Origin of the sequence: Polaromonas sp. LjRoot131 (assembly GCF_964252805.1) — a bacterium.
Lineage (GTDB): Bacteria > Pseudomonadota > Gammaproteobacteria > Burkholderiales > Burkholderiaceae_C > Polaromonas.
Genome location: NZ_CAXUPF020000002.1, coordinates 165,842 through 183,967, shown reverse-complemented (window position 1 = coordinate 183,967; position 18,126 = coordinate 165,842). Strand labels below are relative to the sequence as shown.

Below are 18,126 nucleotides of genomic sequence, written 5' to 3'. Positions count from 1 at the left end.
GTTGTTCCTGACATGAGCACCTTGCACATCGGCATCGCGGGCGCGGGCCTGGCCGGCCGCACGCTGGCCTGGCGCCTGCTGCGTGCCGGCTGCCGCGTGAGCCTGTTCGACGCGCGGGCGCGCGGCGACCTCGCCACGGCGTCGATGACGGCGGCGGCCATGCTGTCGCCGCTGGCTGAACTCGCGGTGTCCGACGACGCCGTGTTCGCGCTGGGCCAGCGCTCCATGCAGCTGTGGCCGCAATGGATAGGCGAGCTGGCCGATGCGGGCCTGCCGGTGTATTTCCGGCGTGAAGGAACGCTGGTCGTGGCGCATGCGCCTGACCAAAGCTCGCTCGCGCATTTCACCGGCCTGCTGCTGCACAAACTGCCCGAGGCCGTGCGGGCCCAGGTGCACACGCTGGACGCGGCCGCACTGGCGCGCGCCGAACCGGCGCTGGCCGGGCGTTTTGGCAACGGCCTGTTGCTGGACGGCGAAGGCCAGCTGGCCAACGACCAGTGGATGGCCGCGCTCGCGGTGGAGATTGACCGGCTGGGTGGCACGTGGATGGAAGGCCGGCCCGTCGACGCCGTGGAAGACGACCATATCGAGTGCGCGGGGCAGAGCTACGGCGTGGACGTCGCAGTCGATGCTCGCGGTGTGGGTGCGAAAGAAAGCTGGCCGCAGCTGCGCGGTGTGCGCGGCGAGGTACTGACTGTTGAATGCCCGGGCGTGAGCCTGCAGCGTCCCGTGCGCCTGATGCATCCGCGTTACCAGCTCTACGTGGCGCCGCGCCCCCATCACCAGTTCGTGGTCGGCGCGACCGAATTGGAGTCGGAAGACGCCGGGCCGGTGACCTTGCGCTCCACGCTGGAGCTGGGCAGCGCGCTGCACAGCCTGCACCCGGCCTTTGGCGAGGCGCGAGTGTTACGCCTGGCGGCGGCCTTGCGCCCGGCACTGGACAATCACCGGCCCACGATTGCGCAGCGGCACGGCGTCTGGCATATCAACGGCCTGTACCGCCACGGCTATTTATGCGCGCCGGCGCTGGTCGAGGGGCTGGTCCGCCAACTGTTGGGACAGGAAAATGCATGACATGACAACGACGATCAACATCTCGCTGAACGGCGAAACCCTTCAAACCGACGCGCCGACCTTGCAGGCCTTGCTGCTGGCGCGTGGCTACCAGTTGCAGGGAGCGTTCGCCTGCGCGATCAACAGCAGTTTTGTGCCGCGTCCGCAATGGCCTGATCGCCGCTTGAATAACGGCGACCGCATAGACATAGTTACTCCAATAACAGGAGGCTGAATGGACACCACCACCGCTTCATCCCCCATCGCTCACGGCAGCCCCTGGACCGTGGCAGGCGTCACGCTGTCCAGCCGATTCTTCCTGGGCACCTCGCATTACCCGTCGCCGCAGGTGCTGGGCGACGCGGTGCGCGCCAGCGGCACCGAGGTGCTGACGGTAGGCCTGCGCCGCCTGCAGCCCGAGAGCGGCGGCGGCAACAGCTTCTGGCAGCGCGTGCAGGCCATGAACTGCCGCATCCTGCCCAACACGGCGGGTTGCCACAGCGCCGAAGAGGCCGTCACGCTGGCGCAGATGGCGCGCGAGATTTTCGGCACGCCCTGGATCAAGCTCGAAGTCATAGGCGACGACTACACGCTGCAACCCGACACGGTGGCGACGCTGGAAGCCGCGACGACGCTGGTGAAGGAAGGCTTTTCCGTGTTCGCTTACACCACCGACGACCTGGTGATGGCGCAGCGCTTGCACGCGGCAGGCTGCGTGGCCGTGATGCCCTGGGCCGCACCCATAGGCACGGGCCGCGGGCCGCTCAATCCCTACGCGCTGGAAACCATGCGCCGGCGTTTGCCCGACGCGGTGCTGGTGGTCGACGCCGGCCTGGGCCGGCCCTCGCATGCCGCGCAGGTGATGGAGCTGGGCTTTGACGCCGTGCTGCTGAACACCGCGGTGGCACAGGCCGGCGACCCGGTGCGCATGGCGCGCGCTTTTGCCGACGGCGTGGCGGCCGGCCGCGCGGCCTATGAATCCACGCCGATGCCTGAACGCGCAGCCGCGCAGGCCTCAACACCGACCGTCGGTGTTCCTTTCTGGCACGCCCCCTGATGCGTGACCGGTCCGCTCACTCTTGCTCCCTCCCCCACTGGGGGAGGGCAGGGGTGGGGGCCAGCGGCGCATGATCACCTCAAAAGCCTCCGCCTCCCCGTCGAAGAGCCCCCATCCCAACCTTCCCCCAGCGGGGGAAGGAGCTAAAACCGGAGCAAGCCTCATGAACCCACCCTCTTTCGCCCCCCTCACCGGCCCTATCGGTTTTTACCCTGTCGTGCCCGATGCCGCCTGGGTGCGGCGCCTGCTGGGCTGGGGCGTACGCACCATCCAGCTGCGCATCAAGGCGGACGACTTCGACGCGGAAGAGATCGCGTGGGAAGTTCGCACCGCAGTGGCGGCCGGGCGCGACGTGCCCGGTGCGCAGGTGTTTATCAACGACCACTGGCAACTGGCACTGGAAGCAGGCGCCTATGGCGTGCACCTGGGCCAGGAAGACCTGGACACGGCCGACATCACGGCCCTGCGTGACGCCGGCCTGCGCCTGGGCCTGAGCACGCATACACCGGCCGAACTGGCGCGCGCCAAGGCGGTACAGCCCTCCTACCTCGCCATAGGCCCGATCTACCCGACGACGCTCAAGGTCATGCCCTATGAACCGGTGGGGCTGGAGCGCCTGAAAGCCTGGGCGCAGGATGCGGCGCCTTACCCCGTTGTTGCGATAGGCGGGATTTCGCTGGCGCTGGTGCCCGGCGTGATGGCCTGCGGCGTGGACGGCGTGGCGGTGGTCAGCGCGGTGACGCTGGCGCCGGACCCGCAGGAGGCTGCGCTGCACGGCTTGCGGCTGGCCAACCGCTAAAAGGAAAAGAAAAAGGGCTGCGGGAAAATCCCGGCAGCCCTTTTGCAGTGAAAGCCGGCAGCAATCAGTCCGACAGTGTCGGGTAGTCGGTGTAGCCTTTTTCGCCGCCGCCGTAAAAGGTGTTCTTGTCGGGCGTGTTGAGCGGCGCCTTGGCGCGCAGGCGCTCCACCAGGTCGGGGTTGGCGATGTAGGGCTTGCCGAAGGCGACGAGGTCGGCGCCGTCGGCCACGGCTTTTTCAGCCAGGGCCTGGTCGTAGCCGTTGTTGACCATCCAGGCGCCCTTGCCGCCGGCCTTGCGGTAGGCGGCTTTGAGCGCCGGGTAGTCGAAGGGCCGGTCATCGAGTTCACGCGGGCCGCCGGTCGCGCCTTCGATGACGTGGACGTAAGCCAGGTTCAGGCCGGCGAGTTGCTTGGCCACGTATTCAAACAAGGCCTGCGGCTTGCTGTCGTGCACGTCGTTGGCCGGGGTAACCGGCGACAGGCGTATGCCGGTACGGCCGCCGCCCACTGCGTCGGTCACGGCGCGAGTCACTTCAAGCAACAGGCGTGCACGGTTTTCGATACTGCCGCCGTAGTCGTCGCGGCGCTGGTTGCTGCCGTCCTTGAGGAACTGGTCGAGCAGATAGCCGTTGGCGCCGTGAATTTCCACGCCGTCAAAGCCGGCGGTCTCCACCGCGTTGCGCGCCGCTGCCGCAAACGTGTGCACGATGCCCGGAATTTCGCCGAGATCAAGCGCCCGCGGCTCGGAAGTCTCGACAAAGGTCGGCACGCCGTTTTCGATCAGCACCGTTTTTGTCTTGGCGGTAATGGCCGAAGGCGCGACCGGCTTGCCGCCATCCGGCTGCAGCTTGTTGTGCGACACACGGCCCACATGCCACAGCTGCACAACGATCTTGCCGCCTCTCTCATGCACGGCATGGGTCACTTTTTTCCAGCCATCGAGCTGCTCGCTGCCGTACAGGCCCGGCACGTCGGCATAACCCTGGCCCTGGTGGCTGACGGCGGTGGCCTCGGTGATCAGCAGACCGGCGCTGGCGCGCTGGGCGTAATAAGTCCGGGCGATCGCCGGCGGCACGGCGTTGGGCGAACGGTTGCGCGTGAGCGGCGCCATCACGATGCGGTTGGCAAGGACGAGGTCACCGGCTTTGTTGGTATCGAATAAGGTGGGCATGAAAAGGTCCTGATAAGGCGGGAATGAAAAACAGGGCCAGTTTGGCCCTGTTTCGATTGACCTGCCCAACACAGGTTGCTGGTTTCATGCTATTGGCCAGTATCCTGTCCCCGCTCCCGAACCCGCCTGCCCCGTCCTGGCTGGGCCGAGGAGCGCAGAGACAAGCGGATCAGGGCAAAAACTTGTTTGAGCGAAGCGAGTTGTTTTTGACCCCGCTTGGCTCGAGCACCGCAGGTTGCCCGTAGCGAAGCGTAGGGACCCAGACTGCGGGTCGCCTTTTTTTGCTTACTTTTTTTGGCGAAGCAAAAAAAGTGAGTCGCATGCCGGGCGACCCCGGCCCCGAAACACAACCCACCATCAGCGTACGAAAACGCTAAAAATTATTTAAGCAACCCTTCATGCTTCATAGCCGCCTGAACAGCAGGCCGAGCAGCAACGCGCTCCCGAAACGCAGCAATATTAGAAAACCCAGAAATATCCACCCCAACCCGAGGCGCCCAGTTGGTAACGGTAAAAAGATAAGGATCCGCGACGCTGAAGGTATCGCCCATCAAATACTGCTTGCCGGCCAGTTGCCCGTCCACCCACTTCAGGCGCGACAGCAGCTTGTCGATGACGATGGTTTTGTACTCGGCCGGTGTAGCGGCATTGAACAGCGGGCTGAAGCCCTTGTGCAGTTCGGTGCCGATGAAGGTCAGCCACGACTGCAGCTTGTAGCGCTCCAGCGTGCCGTTGGCCGGTGCGAGTTTTTTCTCGGGCACCTGGTCGGCGATGTATTGCACGATGGCCGGGCCTTCGGCGATGCGCGTACCGTCGTCGAGCTCGAGCAGGGGCACGTAACCGAGCGGGTTGATGGTGTAGTAGTCGGTGCCGTCGTCCAGCTGGTGGGTCTTGGTGGGCGCCGCCACGTGCTCGAACTTCAGGCCCGACTCATGCAGCGTGATGTGCGGGGAGAGGGAACAGGCGCCGGGGGAGTAATAAAGCTTCATGGTGTCTCATCCTTTGTGGTGTGGCGAACTATGGCGAACTGTGGCGGGAATGTCGCACAGCCCCCGATGCTAGCCGGATCGGCGAATCTTTGCTGCGGGCGCGCGCCAGGGGCACGCCACAATAGCCGCATGGCAAAAGTTTTCAAATGGGGGGTGTTCCTGGCACTGGGCTTGATGGTGTTGCTGACGGTGGTGGCGTTCACGCTGCACCGCTGGGTGAGCACCGACGGCTTCAGGCAGCGCGTGGAGCGCGAGGCCACCGCCGCACTGGGTGTGCCGGTGGCGCTGGACCGCGTTGCCGTGGACGTCTGGCCGCTGCCGGCGGTGGCGCTCAGCGGTATTTCGGTGCACAGCAAGCCGGCCATCACCGTGGAGCGCGTGGAGGTGCGGCCGCAGTGGCAACCGCTGCTGCAGGGGCGGCTGGTGGTGTCGACCTTGCTGGTGCGCCGGGCGGTGCTGCCGCAGCAGGGCATTGACGCCGTGCTGTTGCTGCTGCAAAAAAAGAAACCTGCGACTTCCGCCGCCGCGCCCACGCAAGCCCCTGCCGGGCAGCCGCAGACCGCGCAGCTCGATTGGCTGCCGCGCCGCACGGTGCTGGACGAGGTGACCTGGATCAGCGCCGCGGGCGCGCGCACCACGGTGCAAGCCGAGGCCCGCTTTGGCGACGACGGCCTGCCCGACAGCGTGGCGCTCAAGCTGCTCAAGGGCAACCTGGAGGGCCTGGAGGCCAGCCTCAAGCGGGAGGAAGCAAAACCCGCAGCCCCGGGCGCCGCCGCCGCGGGCGACGAATGGGACCTGCGCATCGACGTGGGCGGGGGCAAGGTGGAAGGCAAGCTGGGCTTGAAGAAGGTGCCATCGGGCTCCGCCGCGCGCCCCGGCGAGGAGCTGCTGCTGCACGGCAAGCTGCAGACCAGGGACGTCGAGGTGTCGGCGCTGACCGCGCCCAGCAATTCGCTGACAGGCAAGCTCGAGGCCGGCACCACGCTCAGTTCACGCGCCGCGACCACCGGCGCGCTGGTCGATGCGCTGCAGACCCAGACAACCTTCACCGTGCGCAATGCCGTGCTCAACGGGCTGGACCTGGCCAAGGCGGTCAGGACCATAGGCCTGAGCCGCGGCGGCCAGACACAGCTGGACACCCTGGCCGGCCAGGTGAGCACGCAGGGCAAGTCGGCGCAGCTGACCAACCTGGTGGCGAGCTCGGGCGCGCTGAGCGCGACCGGCAATGTCGCCATCTCGCCGGCCAAGGCGCTGAGCGGCCGTGTCAGCGTGAACGTGGCGGGCGACAGCAAACTGGGCAATGCCATAGGCGGCGCGGTGGGCGTGCCCCTGACGGTGGGCGGCACGCTGGACAAGCCGGAGGTCACGCTGTCGCGCTCGGCCCTGCTGGGCGCGGCCATAGGCACGGCCCTGCTGCCCGGCGTGGGCACGGGCGCCGGTGCCAACCTGGGTGACCGCGTGGGCGAGGGCTTTCGCAGCCTGTTCGGCAAGTAAGCCACGCACGGCCTTGCGCCGTTTAGGTATCGCGCTAGCAAAAGAATAGCGGCGCAAGGGCCGCGCCCTTGTCCTACAGCGGCAAGCGGGCGCTGCTGATGGGGCGCCCGGCCATGCACTTTTAGCATGGGGACTCACCGCGACGCTTTCGTTGCGGCGCACAAATCCGGTCCCGTGCCGCATGCCGTTTGCGCATGGGCCGGCCCGTCGACACCTTCCACAGGAGGCCAAGATGCTCAAGTACGCGATTATTTTTGCGCTGATTTCACTGATTGCCGGTGCCCTGGGCTTCGGCGGTGTCGCCGCGGGCGCCGCCGGCATTGCCAAGATCCTGTTCGGGCTGTTCCTGATCCTGGCCGTCATCTTCCTGATCCTGGCGGCCCTCGGCGTGGGCGCGGTGAACAAGGTAATGAAATAGATGGCACAGCAAAAGGCGGATAGCGCCCTCACGCCGTCCATGGCGTCGCGTTTCCGGCAGCGGCTGTTCCAGCCGTGGTCGGGACCGCGCGCGCCGGCGGTGGCGCAGCCGCCTCAAGCGGTCGCCAAACGCAAGATCACGTTTCAGGCCAGCATCGCCGAATTCCTGCTGGTCAACCGCCTGCGCGCGCGCCGCCGCGCCGCGCCCTCGGTCGACGTGCTGGAGCGCGCCGCGCGCATTGTTTTTGTGACCTGCCAGAACTGGTTCGCCAAGCCGGGCCGCGGCAGCCCCGACCATCGCACCCGCCTTTGACAATTTCCACGGCCCACCCCATGCATACCGCCCGGATTGAATCCCTGCTGGAATACGAAGTCAGCAGCCCCGCGCACTTTCTCTTCAACATCGAGACGGCCTTTCATGAAGGCCATCATGTGGTGGAAGAGCGCCTGACCATCACGCCCAGCATGAAGGTGCGCAACTTCTGCGACGAACGCAGCGGCAACCGCTTCATACGCCTGGATGCGCCCAAAGGCCGGCTCTCCGTCAATTACTGCGCGAGGGTGGAGCTGCATCCGGCGCCCGTCCCCCTGCACCTGGACGAAACGCCGGTGACCGGCGTGCCGGACGACGTGCTGCGCTACCTGATGCCCAGCCGCTATTGCGAGTCCGACGTCATGAGCCGCGCGGCGCAGCAGCTGTTCGGCCAGCTGCCGCCCGGCATAGGCCGGGTGCGCGCCATCGAGGGCTGGATCCACGAGTCGATCGGCTACCTGCCGGGCTTCAGCAATTCAACGACCACGGCACAGGAGGTGTTCGTGCAGCGCGCGGGCGTGTGCCGCGATTTCGCGCACCTGGGCATCACCATGTGCCGCGCCCTGAACATCCCGGCGCGGCTGGTGGTGGGTTATGTGCATTTCGAGGAGCCGCCGCAGGATTTCCACGCGGTCTTTGAAGCCTGGCTTGACGGGCGCTGGGTGATCTTCGACCCGACGCGCATGGCACCCATAGACCGCCTGGTGCGTGTCGGCACCGGGCGCGACGCCAAGGACGTGGCCTTTGCCACCATCTTCGGCGACGTGCAGATGACGCGCAAGGAACTGACGGTGGACGAAGGCGATGAGCCGCCCCCCTCGCCCGGCGGCGCGCAGGCGCACCCCGTGCTGACGGTGGTGAGCGCCTGACGCTTACTGCGCTTGCGCCGCGACAGGCGCGCCCTGCCGCCTGAGCACCAGCAAGCCGAACAGCGTGGCGGTGACATACATGCTGAAAGAGTAGATCGCCGCGGGCAGCGCCAGCTGGAAGTTGTCCAGCACGGCCAGCGCGATGAAGATCGCCAGCGTCGCGTTGTGGATGCCGATCTCATAGCTGATGGCGGTGGAGATCGGCTTGTCCAGCCCCGTCGCCCGGGCTACGTAATAACCGGCCAGCAGGCTCGCGAGGTTGAAGGCCAGCACGGCCGGGCCTATGGCCGCGAAGCCGCCGCTGAGCGCCTGCCATTCCTTGACGACGGCGCCCACGGCCACCACCACCAGCACGATGATGCTGAAGATTTTGGTGGGGTTCTCGCTGCGCGCGGCCCAGCCCGGCTTGACGGTGCGCAGCCACATGCCGACGGCCACCGGCACCAGCACGATGACGATCACCTCCACCACCTTGCCGAACTGCAGCGGCACCACCTGGCCGGTTTTGGCGAAGGTGTTGATGGCCCAGTTGGCGATCACCGGCATGGTGACGATGGACAGCAGGGTGTTGATGGCGGTCAGCGAGATGTTCATCGCCACGTTGCCGCCGAAAAGGTGGCTGAACAGGTTGGCCGAGATGCCGCCGGGCGAGGCCGCCAGCAGCATCAGGCCCACGGCGAACAGCGGCGGCACATTCAGCAGCACGATGATGGCGTAGCAGGCCACGGGCAGCACCATGACCTGCAGCACCAGCGCCACCAGCACGGCCTTCGGGTATTTGAGCAGGCGCGTGAAGTCCTCGACCTTCAGCGTCAGGCCCAGGCCCAGCATGACCAGCGCGAGCGCCGCGACCAGCAGCTGCGCGACGACGGGTGAGCCGCTCATGATTTGTAGCTTTCATCGAGCTTGTCGAGCTTGCGGATCAGCGAGGGCCAGACAAAGGCCCCGCCCATGCCGCCGGTCTGCACGCGCATGGCCTCGGCCACGCCCTTGACGATCAGCGGGTTGACCTCGGTCAGCGGGCCGCCGGCCTGCGCGTCGAGCTGGATGCGGCAGGTGTTCTCGAAGGTGTACATGCTGAGGAAAGCATCGGCAATCGTCTTGCCCACGACCAGCAAGCCGTGGTTGCGCAGCATCAGGAAATTGGCCTTGCCCAGGTCGGCCTGCAGGCGCGGCTTTTCGTCATCGCGAAAGGCCACGCCCTCGTAGGCGTGATAGGCCAGCGAGGCCAGCACAAAGGTCGACTGCTGGCTGATGGGCAGCACGCCGCACTGCTGGGCGCTCACGGCCACACCGGCACGCGTGTGGGTGTGCAGCACGCAGCCGGCGTCGGCGCGGGCCTCGTGCACCGCGCTGTGGATCACAAAGCCGGCCGGGTTCACCGGAAACGGTGAGTCAATCACCTTGTTGCACTGGCCGTCGACCTTGACCAGGCTGGACGCGGTGATCTCGTCAAACATCAGGCCGTAGGGGTTGATCAGGAAATGGTGATTGCCCGCGCCGGAAACCGATTCCGGCAGCTTGGCGCTGATATGGGTGAAGACCAGGTCGCTCCAGCCGTAGAAGGCGACCAGGCGGTAGCAGGCGGCGAGGTCGCAGCGCAGCTGCCATTCTTCAGCGCTGACGACTTCTTTAAGTGAGGGGATATGCATGGGATTTGTCTCCGGGGCTAGTGGTTAGGTAATGGTTTTTACGAACTCAGGTGCACGATACGTCCGTGCTTGACGTGGAACTGTCAAAAATTTGACAATTGGCCGCATGCCTATCGTTCCCGCGACACCTCCCCCGCCCTCCCCCATGGCGCGCATGTCGGCCAACCCCTGGTTTGGCGCGCTGCCGCTGGCGGACCGTGAGGCGCTGCTGGCATCAGCCGAAGTGCTGCGCCTGCGGCCCGGCGAGATGCTGTTTCGCCAGGGCGATGCGCCCGGCGGCTTTTACGGGCTGCTGGGCGGGATGCTCAAGATCTCTTCCCTGCGCGAAGACGGGCGCGAGGCCATCCTGGTGGTGCTGGAGTCCGGCAACTGGATAGGCGAAATTTCCCTGATGGACGGCGAGCCGCGCACCCACGATGCCACGGCGCTGTCGGCGGCCGAGGTGCTGGTGGTGCCGCAGCCGGCTTTTGCCGCGCTGATGGAGGGCGCGCCCTTTGCCCGGGCCATCGCGGGGCTGCTGGCCGCGCGCGTGCGCTCGCTGTACGGCATGGTGGAGGACGCGGCGCTGCGTTCAACCCGCGCGCGTGTGGCGCGCCGCCTGTTGCTGCTGGCGCGCGGCGATGCCACGCTGGCGCTGAAGGCGCGGCCGGTGGTGCCGGTGTCGCAGGAGGCGCTGGCCATGATGCTGGGCGTCAGCCGGCAGACGCTGTCGGTGGAGCTCAAGGCCATGGTGGAGCAAGGCGCGATCGCGCTGCGCTACCGGCGCATAGAGATTGTTTCGGCCGCGCGGCTGGAGGCGCTGGGCAACGTGTCGCGCTAGCCCAGGGTGGGCCGCGTCGCGTGTTTCGCGAGTTCGGGTTACCGTAGGCGTACCGTGGCGCCGGGCGCCAATACCGTAGTAGGCACAGTTACCTGGTCCGGCGGGCGATGCAACACTGGCTCCACGTATTTTTCATGGAGTTGTGATGAGTGTTCAGGAACCCGTTGTCGAAGATCAGATGCAGGCCGAAGCCGGACAGGCGCTGCAGGATCAGTTCAAAGTCCATTGTTTCGGCTGCGGCGCTCTCAACGCGCACGGCCTGCAAATCAAGAGCCATTGGGTGGGTAAGGAGCTGGTGTGCCGCTGGCGCCCGCAACCCTTTCACGTCGGCCATCCTGGTTTTGTGTATGGCGGAGCAATTGCCTCCGTCGTTGATTGCCATGCCATCTGGACCGCGCTGGCCACCGCTTGCCGGCAGTTGGGCCACGATCTGGCAGGCGGTCCCCCGCCGTTTGCCTTTGTCACCGGCAGATTGACCGTCAACTACCTCAAACCCATGGCAATTGATGCTTCCTTGGACTTCTACGCGCGGGTCCAGGAACAAACCGACCGGAAATTTGTGGTGGCATGCCGGGTTTTGCAGAATGGCGCCGAGTGCGCCAGTGCAGAAGTCGTGGCCATTCGTGTCAAAGGGATGGGCTGATGATGCGCGCCGTTATTTGCAACACCTTTGATGGCGTCGATTCCCTGGTGCTTGGAACCATGGACTCCCCGAAGCCGCGCCCTCATCAAGTACTGGTCGACGTGCATGCCGCCTCCATCAGCTTCATGGATTGCCTGATGGTGGCCGGCAAGTACCAGTTGCGCCCGCAGACCCCTTTTGTGCCGGGGACGGACGCGGCGGGCGTGGTGGCCGAAGTCGGCAGCGAGGTCACCCGCTTCAAGCCGGGTGACCGGGTGATTTGCGGCGGTTGGTCTGGTTGTTATGCGGAACGGGTGGTCGCTTCGCAGGACGCGACGGTTTTGCTGCCGGACGGCGTCGATTTCGAGACCGGCTCCATCGTTCGCCATTGCTATGGAACCGCCCGCTACGCGCTGCTTGACTGCGCCAGGCTGCAGGCCGGTGAGGTTATCTTCATATCGGGCGCGGCCGGCGGCGTGGGGCTGGCGGCGGTGGATCTGGCGCGGCACCTCGGCGCAACCATCATCGCCGGTGTCGGGACGCCGGACAAGGCCGCGATCACCAGGGCGCATGGAGCGCAGGAAGTCATTGTCTATGGCAGTGAAGACCTGCGCCAACGGATCAAGGACATCACCGGCGGCAAAGGGGTTGACGTGTTCTTCGACAACGTTGGCGGGGAAATTTTCAGCACCATGACACGGTTGATGAACTGGGGCGGGCGGATGCTGCCGGTTGGTTTCACCAGCGGGGAAATAGCCTCGGTCCCCATGAACCTCCCGTTGCTGAAGAACTATTCCATCGTAGGCTCCTATTGGGGCGCCTGGGCTGAGCGCTTTCCGCAGGCCAGTCTTGATGCCGATGCCCAGTTGCTCGCATGGGTGGCACAGGGCAGCATCAAACCACATGTCAGTACCAGCCTTCCCTTGGAGGAGTTTCGCACCGGCATGCACAAGGTCACACAACGCTTGGCGCAGGGGCGCACGGTGCTGAGGGTGCGTTGACTGTGAGCCCAATCCTCGCCACCGTGCGCACCTGAAGGCGCGGGCCCAAGGAGTTGGGTGGCCAAGGTCACCCGGGGGCCGAGGTGATCAACGCGAGTTCTGTTGCGCGCCTCACCGCCTCGGCGCGCGTGCGGCACTTCAAGGCCAGCAGTGCGTTCGCGACATGCATTTCAACGGTGCGCGGACTTAAGGCGAGCTTGCGCGCAATCTGCTTGTCAGTCTGGCCCTGCCCAACCTCGCGCAGGATCTCGATTTGCCGCGGTGTCAGCAGCGGCTTGCCGGTTGTTGGCGCGTTCGCATCACGTGGTGCGGATTCGGCGCCGGTCCCGGGCAGGAAGGCCCGAAATTCGGACAGAAACACCGGCCAGGCGGCCTCGGTCTCGAACGGCAGGTGGTTTTTGCTCTCTAGCGGTATAAAGCGCGCGTTCGGGATCAGCGATGCGAGCAGACGGCCCTCCTCGAAGGGAAAACAGGGGTCGTCTTTGGCGTGGAACACCAGGGTTGGGCAGCGCACCTTGGGCGCCGATTCGCGCAAGTCGATCTCGAAGACCTCCTTGAGGAAACGCACGGCGTTCGCCCCGGAGATCGTCAGCCGCTGCGCTTCGTCGACCGCGCGTTGCTGTTCCGCCGTTGCATCATGCAGCAACTGGGAAATGAACACTTGCCTGAACGACGAACTGTTGGAACCCCAGCCCAGTTCTGCCGCCTTGAGCATGGCCAGCGCCGCGTCGATGACCTTGGCCGGCGGATCGCGTTTCAACAGGCCTCGAGCGCAAGCGCCGTAGAGCACCAGGTGGCTGACCCTGTCCGGGTGGCGCGCCGCGTAGTTGACGGCGATGGCTGCGCCCTGGGACATGCCAAACAGGGGAAAGCTGTCTATGGCCAGGGTGGCGACCACGGCCTCCAGATCCTCGATCCAGGCCTCCATGGAAATGCGTTCGACCTGCCGTTCCGACAAGCCGCAGCCGCGGGAGTCGTAGCGGATGAGGGTATTGCCGCGGCTCAACTCGGACACCCAGTGCCGGGTGAACAGGTTGCTCGGCTCCTTCTCGACATGGGTCAGCCAGGTGGCCGCCTTGACCAAGGGCGCGCCGTCCCCGAGCGTCGCAACGGCCAGTCGCGTGCCGTCCGCGCTGGTGCAAAAGCGGATCTGCTGTTGTCGTTCCCGGGGCATCGCACCGATTGTAAGAGGCGACCAGGGCGCAGTCCAACGACATCTGGCCCAGAGTCCGCCTCGCTTCAATAGGGCGGATATCCTGTGCTTAAAAGCATGTCCAAGGCATGTTCACAAGCGGCCATGTTGACGCCTTGGCCTTAGCGAAGCGTCTTTCCGGGAAATGGAATGATCATCGCCACGCGCTTGCGATACTGCCGGTAGGTGTCACCGAAATAGTCGATCAGGTCGCGTTCTTCGAACCGGATCGCGATCAGGATATACAGCGTGGTGGCAACAGCAAACACCAGATGCGCGATCGTCATGGTGGGCGTCACCCAGAAAGTCAGCAACCAACCCAGGTAGATGGGGTGGCGTACGTACCGGTAAGGGCCTGGTGATGCAAACGAGATGGTTTGGTAGGACTCGCCGCGCAAGTAGCAGTAAACCTGCCGCAGGCCAAACAAGTCCCAATGGTTGATGGCATAGGTGCTGCCAAACACGGTCAGCCATCCCAGCGCATACAGGATGTAGAGCAGTGTTCTGCCGTTGGTGTCTTGCACGCTCCAGACAACGCCGCCCATGGGCTGCCACAGCCAGAACAGCAACATCAGGGCCAGGCTTGAGGCCAGGACATAGGTGCTACGTTCCACGGGTTCAGGAACAATCCGCGTCCAAGCCTTTTTGAATGCGGGCCTGGCCATGACGCTGTGCTGCAGCGCAAATACGCCGATCAACAAGACGTTGGCCAACAGTGCCTGCGTCCAGTGTGTATGCGGTGCAGAGTCAATGGTCTTGGGGACCAGAATGTTGCCAATGAAACCGACGGCGTATAAGGTTGTGCCCAAGGAAACGGCATAGGCCGTCAAGCCGTATACAAATGCAAGTAACCTCTTCATGGCGAGTGTCCTTTGTTAGTGGATGGAAATGGAAGCCTGCTTGGATGGCGATATTGGATACGCGAAGTCCGTCCACACACAAGAAGCTGTGACGTCAGTGTGCGATGGAACCAGGCCGCAGCCCAGTCGGAAAATTACGGCTGGTGCAGGCCGCGATTACGGTAGCGGGCTACCGTAGGTGCTATCCAAACGGGTAGAACGCGATGGTGCCGGGCCGACCCAAGGAGCTTGCGGCCCCTCGGGGCTGCAGAGCGATGGCCTCAGGCCATCAGTCTGTGAGGGACGTAGCCGACGTTGCAGACGTGGAACGCTCAAGGTCATCCAGCCATTGGATGGCCAGTTCGCGCGATGTCCCGCACATTTCCACGGAAGGCTGTAGTCCGGAACAACATGCTGGCCGTTCGGGCCGGCCGAAGATCAGGCACTGGTTGGCATCGCCCAGCTGCACGCAGCGCACGCCGGCCGGCTTGCCTTGCGGCATGCCGGGGATGGCGGAGCTGATGGACGGCGCGATGCAGCAGGCGCCGCAGCCGGGGCGGCAGTTCATGGGGAATGCTCTGTGAGGCCTTGGGAAGCCGGGTTTAGTCAGGCTTGATTTTCGCCCGTTCGGCGACCAGCTTCCAGCGCGCCTGCTCGGTCTTGATGAAGGCGCCGTACTGCGCCGGCGTGTCGCCTATGGGCAGGGCCGTGTCGCCGCGCAGGCGCTCGGTGGCCTGCGGGTTGCGCATGGCCTTGTTGCAGGCTTCGGCGATGCGGTCGATGTTGGCCTGCGGCATGTTGGCGGGCGCGTTGAGGCCGTACCACTGGGTCATCTCAAAACCCGGGTAGCCGCTTTCTGCGACCGTGGGCACGTCGGGCAGCTGGGGCAGGCGTTCCTTGGTGCCGGTGGCAATGCAGCGCAGCTTGCCCGACTTGATGTGTCCCAGAATGGCGGGCGCGCCCACGCTGGCGGCTTCGAGGCGGCCAGCCAGCAGGTCGGTGAGCTGCGGGCCGGTGCCGCGATAAGGCACGTGCAGCACAAAAATGCCGGTGGCCATCTTCAGGTATTCAAAGGCCAGGTGGCCGGCGCTGCCGTTGCCGGCCGAACCGTAGTTGAGCTGGCCGGGCTTGGCCTTGGCCAGGGCGATGAACTCCTTGAGGTTGGTGGCGGGCACGCTGGCATTGACCACGTAGAGGCTGGGCACCTTCGCCAGCAGCGAGATGGGCTTGAAGTCCTTGTTGGTGTCGAAGGGCAGCTTGTCGAAGATGAAGGGGTTGACCGCCATGGTGCCGATGTGGCCCAGGATGATGGTGTGGCCGTCGGTGGAGGCCGCGCATTCCTGCATCGCGATGTTGCCGCTGGCGCCGGGTTTGTTCTCGACGTAGACGGTCTGGCCCAGGCTCTTGCCCAATTCATTGGCGGCCGAGCGCGCGACGATTTCCGAACTGCCGCCGGGCGCGAAAGGCACCAGCAGGCGTATCGGTTTGCTGGGCCAGCCGGCCTGCGCATGCAGCAGCCCCGGAAAGGCCGAGACCGCGGCCAATGCGCCGCCGGCCTTGAGGCCGAATTGCAATGCGCCGCGGCGCGTGTTCGTCTGTTTCATGTGTTGTCTCCGGATCGTTGGTGTTGTCCCAATATAGGACCGTACGCGAGGCGCGGCGCTACGTGATTCCGCTAATGAGGCTAACCCCCATGCGCTACATGAAAGAGGCGTCGAAACGTTCGCGCGCGGCCTTCAGGTTCTGGTGGTTGCGCTCGGCCCAGTTGTCCAGCGAAATCAGGGTTTCGCTGAGGGACTGGCCCAGCGCGCTGAGCTGGTATTCCACATGGGGCGGCACGGTCTGGCGGTCAAAGCGCAGCACCAGGCCGTTGCGCACCAGCTCCTTGAGTGTTTGCGTCAGCATCTTTTGCGAGATGCCTTCGATCTTGCGCATTAGCTCGTTGTTGCGCACCGGGCCCTCGGCCAGCGCCGGGATCACCAGCAGCGCCCATTTGCTGGCGACCAGCTCCAGTGCCTGGCGCGAGGGGCAGGCCTGGCTAAACACAGTTGAGGAATCGGTGGGGAGCTCGTCGGGAATTGTCATGGTTACCAGAAGGTGCGTACTTGTCTATGGGTAATCGTAAATCTAAGCTGGCGGCTCCTTGATTTTTTTCCCTCTTTAACCCTGTTACCGAAAGAACGACCTCCATGGCCTGGTTTTACCTACTCGCCGCAAGCATTGTCGAAATCGCAATGGCCTTGCTCCTCAAATCCTCCCAGGGCTGGACCCGGCTCCTGCCCAGCGTGCTGGGCGTCGCGGCCGCGGGCGCCAGCATTTTCTTTCTGACGCATGCCGTCAAGACCTTGCCGGTGGGCACGGCCTACGCGATCTGGACCGGCATAGGTTCGGTCGGCGTGACCGTGATCGGCATCCTCTGGATGGGCGAGAGCGCTTCGGCGTTGCGCCTGCTGTGTGTGGCATTGGTGGTGGCCGGCATGGTGGGCCTGCGCCTGCTGGATGGCACGGCGTGACATCCCCTTCCCCTGCACGGAGAAAGCCATGACCCATCTGCTCTTTATAGAAGCCTCGCCGATGAAAGCCGCATCAACCTCAAGCACCGTGGCCACCGCCTGGCTGGAAGCCTGGCGCGAGGCGCACCCCGAGGATACGGTGGACACGATCAATGTATGGGACATTGATCTGCCGCCTTTTGACGCCGACATGATTGCCGCCAAGTTCGCCGTGCTGCGCGCGCAGAACGCGACGCCTCCCCAGCAGGCCTTGTGGGCGCGCGCGGTGGCGCTGTCGCAGCGCTTTAACGCGGCCGACCGTTACCTCTTCAGCCTGCCGATGTGGAATTTCGGCATCCCCTACCGGCTCAAGCATTTCATCGACGTGGTGACCTTGCCGGGGCAGAACTGGAGTTGGTCGCGGCAGGACGGTTACCAGGCCCTGCTGCCGGGCAAGCGCGCAACGCTGGTGTATTCGAGCGCCGGTGCATACCCGCTGCGGCCCGAGGAGGACGACTCGGATTTCCAGAAACCGTATATGCGGCGCTGGCTGCGTTTTCTGGACATTGAGGTCGACGCGGAAATCAGTGCGGCGCCGACATTGGTGGCGCCGGAGGAATTGGCGGCGACCAAGGCTGGCGCCATGGAACGCGCCCGGTCGCTCGCCTCAGGCCAGGCTTAAGCCGCCAGCCGGGCGCTGGCGAACAACACCTGGTCGATCACCGCCTGCACGTTTTTGAGGTGCGCGTCATCGAGCAGTTTGCCCTCGGTGTCGAAGGCGCTGCCGGCACGGCCCAGGGCGAAGGCCTTGGGCGCGACCCAGCATTGCGCGTTGAGCAGCAGCGGCACCAGGTGGCTTTGCGAGCGCAGGCCGCCCAGCGCGCCGGGCGAGGCGCTGAGCACGCCCACCACCTTGCCGCTGAAGGACTTGAAGCCTTCGTGCCAGGCCGGGTCGCTCTTGACGGGGCTGGACACCCAGTCGACGGTGTTTTTCAGCAACGCGGTGTAGCTGCCGTTGTATTCGGGTGAGCAGATGATCCAGGCCGGGTGCTCGAACATGATCTGCTTGAGTTTCATGACGTCGGGCGGCGTGCCCTTGGCTTCAAGGTCGGCGTTGTACATGGGGACGTCGAAATCCGCCAGTTCTATATGGGTGACTTCGGCGCCGCTGGCGCGCGCCAGGGCGGCCGTGACATTGGCGAGTTTGCGGTTGAAGGAGTTTTGGCGGATGCTGCCGGCAAAGACGAGGAGTTTGGGAGGGGTGCTCATCGGCTGATTTCACCACAGGCCGAAGGGTGAAAAACTGCGTACTGGGTGCCTTGCAAGCACGAACCCGCTAAAATGTA

General features: G+C 64.9%; 23 protein-coding genes. 13 read left to right on the top strand and 10 right to left on the bottom strand.

All coding sequences use genetic code 11. The annotated features are described in order from the left end of the window. Window positions 1–12 precede the first annotated feature (12 nt). From thiO to thiE, 4 genes are all read left to right on the top strand, one after another. Window positions 13–1,074 (top strand): glycine oxidase ThiO, encoded by a 1,062-nt coding sequence (gene thiO / locus ACSQ27_RS11300; RefSeq protein ID WP_436155599.1) that lies wholly within the window; start codon window positions 13–15, stop codon window positions 1,072–1,074. A gap of 1 nt (window position 1,075) precedes the next feature. Further along, window positions 1,076–1,288, top strand: a complete 213-nt coding sequence (gene thiS / locus ACSQ27_RS11295; RefSeq protein WP_436155598.1) for a sulfur carrier protein ThiS — start codon at window positions 1,076–1,078, stop codon at window positions 1,286–1,288. After that, window positions 1,289–2,110, top strand: a complete 822-nt coding sequence (locus ACSQ27_RS11290; RefSeq protein ID WP_436155597.1) for a thiazole synthase — start codon at window positions 1,289–1,291, stop codon at window positions 2,108–2,110. A gap of 163 nt (window positions 2,111–2,273) precedes the next feature. Next, entirely contained in the window at window positions 2,274–2,909 is a 636-nt protein-coding gene (gene thiE, locus ACSQ27_RS11285) for a thiamine phosphate synthase (protein WP_436155596.1), read from the top strand. 64 nt (window positions 2,910–2,973) lie between these two features. On the opposite strand, the gene ACSQ27_RS11280 is transcribed toward thiE, so the two are convergent. Next, window positions 2,974–4,080 (bottom strand): alkene reductase, encoded by a 1,107-nt coding sequence (locus ACSQ27_RS11280; RefSeq protein ID WP_436155595.1) that lies wholly within the window; start codon window positions 4,078–4,080, stop codon window positions 2,974–2,976. Between the two features lie 380 nt (window positions 4,081–4,460). Then, a complete protein-coding gene (gstA, locus tag ACSQ27_RS11275; protein ID WP_436155594.1) occupies window positions 4,461–5,069 on the bottom strand; it encodes a glutathione transferase GstA in 609 nt (202 codons plus the stop codon). A gap of 129 nt (window positions 5,070–5,198) precedes the next feature. Between gstA and ACSQ27_RS11270 the strand changes: the two genes are divergently transcribed. The 4 genes from ACSQ27_RS11270 (at window position 5,199) to ACSQ27_RS11255 (ending at window position 8,162) form a co-directional block, all read left to right on the top strand. Then, entirely contained in the window at window positions 5,199–6,563 is a 1,365-nt protein-coding gene (locus tag ACSQ27_RS11270; RefSeq protein WP_436155593.1) for an AsmA family protein, read from the top strand. Between the two features lie 232 nt (window positions 6,564–6,795). Then, window positions 6,796–6,981: a DUF1328 family protein gene (locus ACSQ27_RS11265; RefSeq protein ID WP_436155592.1), complete on the top strand. Its 186-nt coding sequence runs from the start codon at window positions 6,796–6,798 to the stop codon at window positions 6,979–6,981. Beyond that, the gene (locus ACSQ27_RS11260; RefSeq protein ID WP_436155591.1) at window positions 6,982–7,293 is read left to right on the top strand and encodes a hypothetical protein; all 312 of its coding nucleotides are present in this window, start codon (window positions 6,982–6,984) and stop codon (window positions 7,291–7,293) included. It abuts the gene before it with no gap. A gap of 20 nt (window positions 7,294–7,313) precedes the next feature. Beyond that, entirely contained in the window at window positions 7,314–8,162 is an 849-nt protein-coding gene (locus ACSQ27_RS11255; RefSeq protein ID WP_436155590.1) for a transglutaminase-like domain-containing protein, read from the top strand. A 3-nt stretch (window positions 8,163–8,165) separates the two neighbouring features. Here ACSQ27_RS11255 and ACSQ27_RS11250 read toward each other — a convergent pair whose 3' ends face one another. Together ACSQ27_RS11250 and ACSQ27_RS11245 are read right to left on the bottom strand one after the other, a co-directional pair. Continuing rightward, on the bottom strand, window positions 8,166–9,047 hold the full coding sequence (locus ACSQ27_RS11250; protein WP_436155589.1) for a bile acid:sodium symporter family protein: 882 nt from the start codon (window positions 9,045–9,047) through the stop codon (window positions 8,166–8,168). Then, complete coding sequence (locus ACSQ27_RS11245) at window positions 9,044–9,814, bottom strand: class II aldolase/adducin family protein (protein WP_436155588.1); 771 nt, start codon at window positions 9,812–9,814, stop codon at window positions 9,044–9,046. Before ACSQ27_RS11245 ends, ACSQ27_RS11250 begins: the two co-directional genes overlap by 4 nt. Before the next feature lie 106 nt (window positions 9,815–9,920). Between ACSQ27_RS11245 and ACSQ27_RS11240 the strand changes: the two genes are divergently transcribed. The 3 genes from ACSQ27_RS11240 (at window position 9,921) to ACSQ27_RS11230 (ending at window position 12,257) form a co-directional block, all read left to right on the top strand. Beyond that, on the top strand, window positions 9,921–10,634 hold the full coding sequence (locus tag ACSQ27_RS11240; RefSeq protein ID WP_436155587.1) for a Crp/Fnr family transcriptional regulator: 714 nt from the start codon (window positions 9,921–9,923) through the stop codon (window positions 10,632–10,634). 145 nt (window positions 10,635–10,779) lie between these two features. After that, window positions 10,780–11,277 carry a PaaI family thioesterase gene (locus tag ACSQ27_RS11235; RefSeq protein ID WP_436155586.1) on the top strand — a complete coding sequence of 166 codons (498 nt, stop codon included), beginning with the start codon at window positions 10,780–10,782 and terminating at the stop codon, window positions 11,275–11,277. Beyond that, window positions 11,277–12,257 carry an NADPH:quinone oxidoreductase family protein gene (locus ACSQ27_RS11230; RefSeq protein ID WP_436155585.1) on the top strand — a complete coding sequence of 327 codons (981 nt, stop codon included), beginning with the start codon at window positions 11,277–11,279 and terminating at the stop codon, window positions 12,255–12,257. Before ACSQ27_RS11235 ends, ACSQ27_RS11230 begins: the two co-directional genes overlap by 1 nt. Window positions 12,258–12,324: 67 nt before the next feature. Here ACSQ27_RS11230 and ACSQ27_RS11225 read toward each other — a convergent pair whose 3' ends face one another. The 5 genes from ACSQ27_RS11225 to ACSQ27_RS11205 all read right to left on the bottom strand — a co-directional run bounded on the left by ACSQ27_RS11225 (window position 12,325) and on the right by ACSQ27_RS11205 (window position 16,373). Further along, complete coding sequence (locus ACSQ27_RS11225) at window positions 12,325–13,431, bottom strand: alpha/beta fold hydrolase (RefSeq protein WP_436155584.1); 1,107 nt, start codon at window positions 13,429–13,431, stop codon at window positions 12,325–12,327. A 140-nt stretch (window positions 13,432–13,571) separates the two neighbouring features. Continuing rightward, window positions 13,572–14,309 carry a methanethiol S-methyltransferase gene (gene mddA, locus ACSQ27_RS11220; protein WP_436155583.1) on the bottom strand — a complete coding sequence of 246 codons (738 nt, stop codon included), beginning with the start codon at window positions 14,307–14,309 and terminating at the stop codon, window positions 13,572–13,574. Between the two features lie 268 nt (window positions 14,310–14,577). Continuing rightward, window positions 14,578–14,856 carry a YkgJ family cysteine cluster protein gene (locus ACSQ27_RS11215; RefSeq protein WP_436155582.1) on the bottom strand — a complete coding sequence of 93 codons (279 nt, stop codon included), beginning with the start codon at window positions 14,854–14,856 and terminating at the stop codon, window positions 14,578–14,580. Window positions 14,857–14,890: 34 nt separating this feature from the next. Beyond that, complete coding sequence (locus tag ACSQ27_RS11210) at window positions 14,891–15,892, bottom strand: Bug family tripartite tricarboxylate transporter substrate binding protein (protein WP_436155581.1); 1,002 nt, start codon at window positions 15,890–15,892, stop codon at window positions 14,891–14,893. Between the two features lie 94 nt (window positions 15,893–15,986). Beyond that, on the bottom strand, window positions 15,987–16,373 hold the full coding sequence (locus ACSQ27_RS11205) for a winged helix-turn-helix transcriptional regulator (RefSeq protein ID WP_436155580.1): 387 nt from the start codon (window positions 16,371–16,373) through the stop codon (window positions 15,987–15,989). A 104-nt stretch (window positions 16,374–16,477) separates the two neighbouring features. Here ACSQ27_RS11205 and ACSQ27_RS11200 point away from each other — a divergent pair, with 104 nt between their 5' ends. Together ACSQ27_RS11200 and ACSQ27_RS11195 are read left to right on the top strand one after the other, a co-directional pair. Beyond that, the gene (locus ACSQ27_RS11200; RefSeq protein WP_436155579.1) at window positions 16,478–16,801 is read left to right on the top strand and encodes a DMT family transporter; all 324 of its coding nucleotides are present in this window, start codon (window positions 16,478–16,480) and stop codon (window positions 16,799–16,801) included. 28 nt (window positions 16,802–16,829) lie between these two features. Beyond that, window positions 16,830–17,462, top strand: coding sequence for an FMN-dependent NADH-azoreductase (locus ACSQ27_RS11195; protein ID WP_436155578.1), 633 nt, complete (start codon window positions 16,830–16,832; stop codon window positions 17,460–17,462). Here ACSQ27_RS11195 and ACSQ27_RS11190 read toward each other — a convergent pair. Further along, window positions 17,459–18,049, bottom strand: coding sequence for an NADPH-dependent FMN reductase (locus ACSQ27_RS11190; RefSeq protein WP_436155577.1), 591 nt, complete (start codon window positions 18,047–18,049; stop codon window positions 17,459–17,461). The two genes, ACSQ27_RS11195 and ACSQ27_RS11190, sit on opposite strands and share 4 nt — an antisense overlap. Window positions 18,050–18,126 lie beyond the last annotated feature (77 nt).

Bases quoted from the DNA above. Each gene is read 5' to 3' on its own strand.
- ACSQ27_RS11195 (WP_436155578.1), top strand. From the start codon at position 16,830: ATGACCCATCTGCTCTTTATAGAAGCCTCGCCGATGAAAGCCGCATCA.
- ACSQ27_RS11230 (WP_436155585.1), top strand. From the start codon at position 11,277: ATGATGCGCGCCGTTATTTGCAACACCTTTGATGGCGTCGATTCCCTG.
- thiE (WP_436155596.1), top strand. From the start codon at position 2,274: ATGAACCCACCCTCTTTCGCCCCCCTCACCGGCCCTATCGGTTTTTAC.
- ACSQ27_RS11265 (WP_436155592.1), top strand. From the start codon at position 6,796: ATGCTCAAGTACGCGATTATTTTTGCGCTGATTTCACTGATTGCCGGT.
- ACSQ27_RS11250 (WP_436155589.1), bottom strand. From the start codon at position 9,047: ATGAGCGGCTCACCCGTCGTCGCGCAGCTGCTGGTCGCGGCGCTCGCG.
- ACSQ27_RS11200 (WP_436155579.1), top strand. From the start codon at position 16,478: ATGGCCTGGTTTTACCTACTCGCCGCAAGCATTGTCGAAATCGCAATG.
- ACSQ27_RS11225 (WP_436155584.1), bottom strand. From the start codon at position 13,431: ATGCCCCGGGAACGACAACAGCAGATCCGCTTTTGCACCAGCGCGGAC.
- gstA (WP_436155594.1), bottom strand. From the start codon at position 5,069: ATGAAGCTTTATTACTCCCCCGGCGCCTGTTCCCTCTCCCCGCACATC.
- ACSQ27_RS11215 (WP_436155582.1), bottom strand. From the start codon at position 14,856: ATGAACTGCCGCCCCGGCTGCGGCGCCTGCTGCATCGCGCCGTCCATC.
- ACSQ27_RS11240 (WP_436155587.1), top strand. From the start codon at position 9,921: ATGCCTATCGTTCCCGCGACACCTCCCCCGCCCTCCCCCATGGCGCGC.
- ACSQ27_RS11290 (WP_436155597.1), top strand. From the start codon at position 1,289: ATGGACACCACCACCGCTTCATCCCCCATCGCTCACGGCAGCCCCTGG.
- ACSQ27_RS11280 (WP_436155595.1), bottom strand. From the start codon at position 4,080: ATGCCCACCTTATTCGATACCAACAAAGCCGGTGACCTCGTCCTTGCC.
- ACSQ27_RS11255 (WP_436155590.1), top strand. From the start codon at position 7,314: ATGCATACCGCCCGGATTGAATCCCTGCTGGAATACGAAGTCAGCAGC.
- ACSQ27_RS11245 (WP_436155588.1), bottom strand. From the start codon at position 9,814: ATGCATATCCCCTCACTTAAAGAAGTCGTCAGCGCTGAAGAATGGCAG.
- ACSQ27_RS11235 (WP_436155586.1), top strand. From the start codon at position 10,780: ATGAGTGTTCAGGAACCCGTTGTCGAAGATCAGATGCAGGCCGAAGCC.
- thiO (WP_436155599.1), top strand. From the start codon at position 13: ATGAGCACCTTGCACATCGGCATCGCGGGCGCGGGCCTGGCCGGCCGC.
- mddA (WP_436155583.1), bottom strand. From the start codon at position 14,309: ATGAAGAGGTTACTTGCATTTGTATACGGCTTGACGGCCTATGCCGTT.
- ACSQ27_RS11190 (WP_436155577.1), bottom strand. From the start codon at position 18,049: ATGAGCACCCCTCCCAAACTCCTCGTCTTTGCCGGCAGCATCCGCCAA.
- thiS (WP_436155598.1), top strand. From the start codon at position 1,076: ATGACAACGACGATCAACATCTCGCTGAACGGCGAAACCCTTCAAACC.
- ACSQ27_RS11270 (WP_436155593.1), top strand. From the start codon at position 5,199: ATGGCAAAAGTTTTCAAATGGGGGGTGTTCCTGGCACTGGGCTTGATG.
- ACSQ27_RS11210 (WP_436155581.1), bottom strand. From the start codon at position 15,892: ATGAAACAGACGAACACGCGCCGCGGCGCATTGCAATTCGGCCTCAAG.
- ACSQ27_RS11205 (WP_436155580.1), bottom strand. From the start codon at position 16,373: ATGACAATTCCCGACGAGCTCCCCACCGATTCCTCAACTGTGTTTAGC.
- ACSQ27_RS11260 (WP_436155591.1), top strand. From the start codon at position 6,982: ATGGCACAGCAAAAGGCGGATAGCGCCCTCACGCCGTCCATGGCGTCG.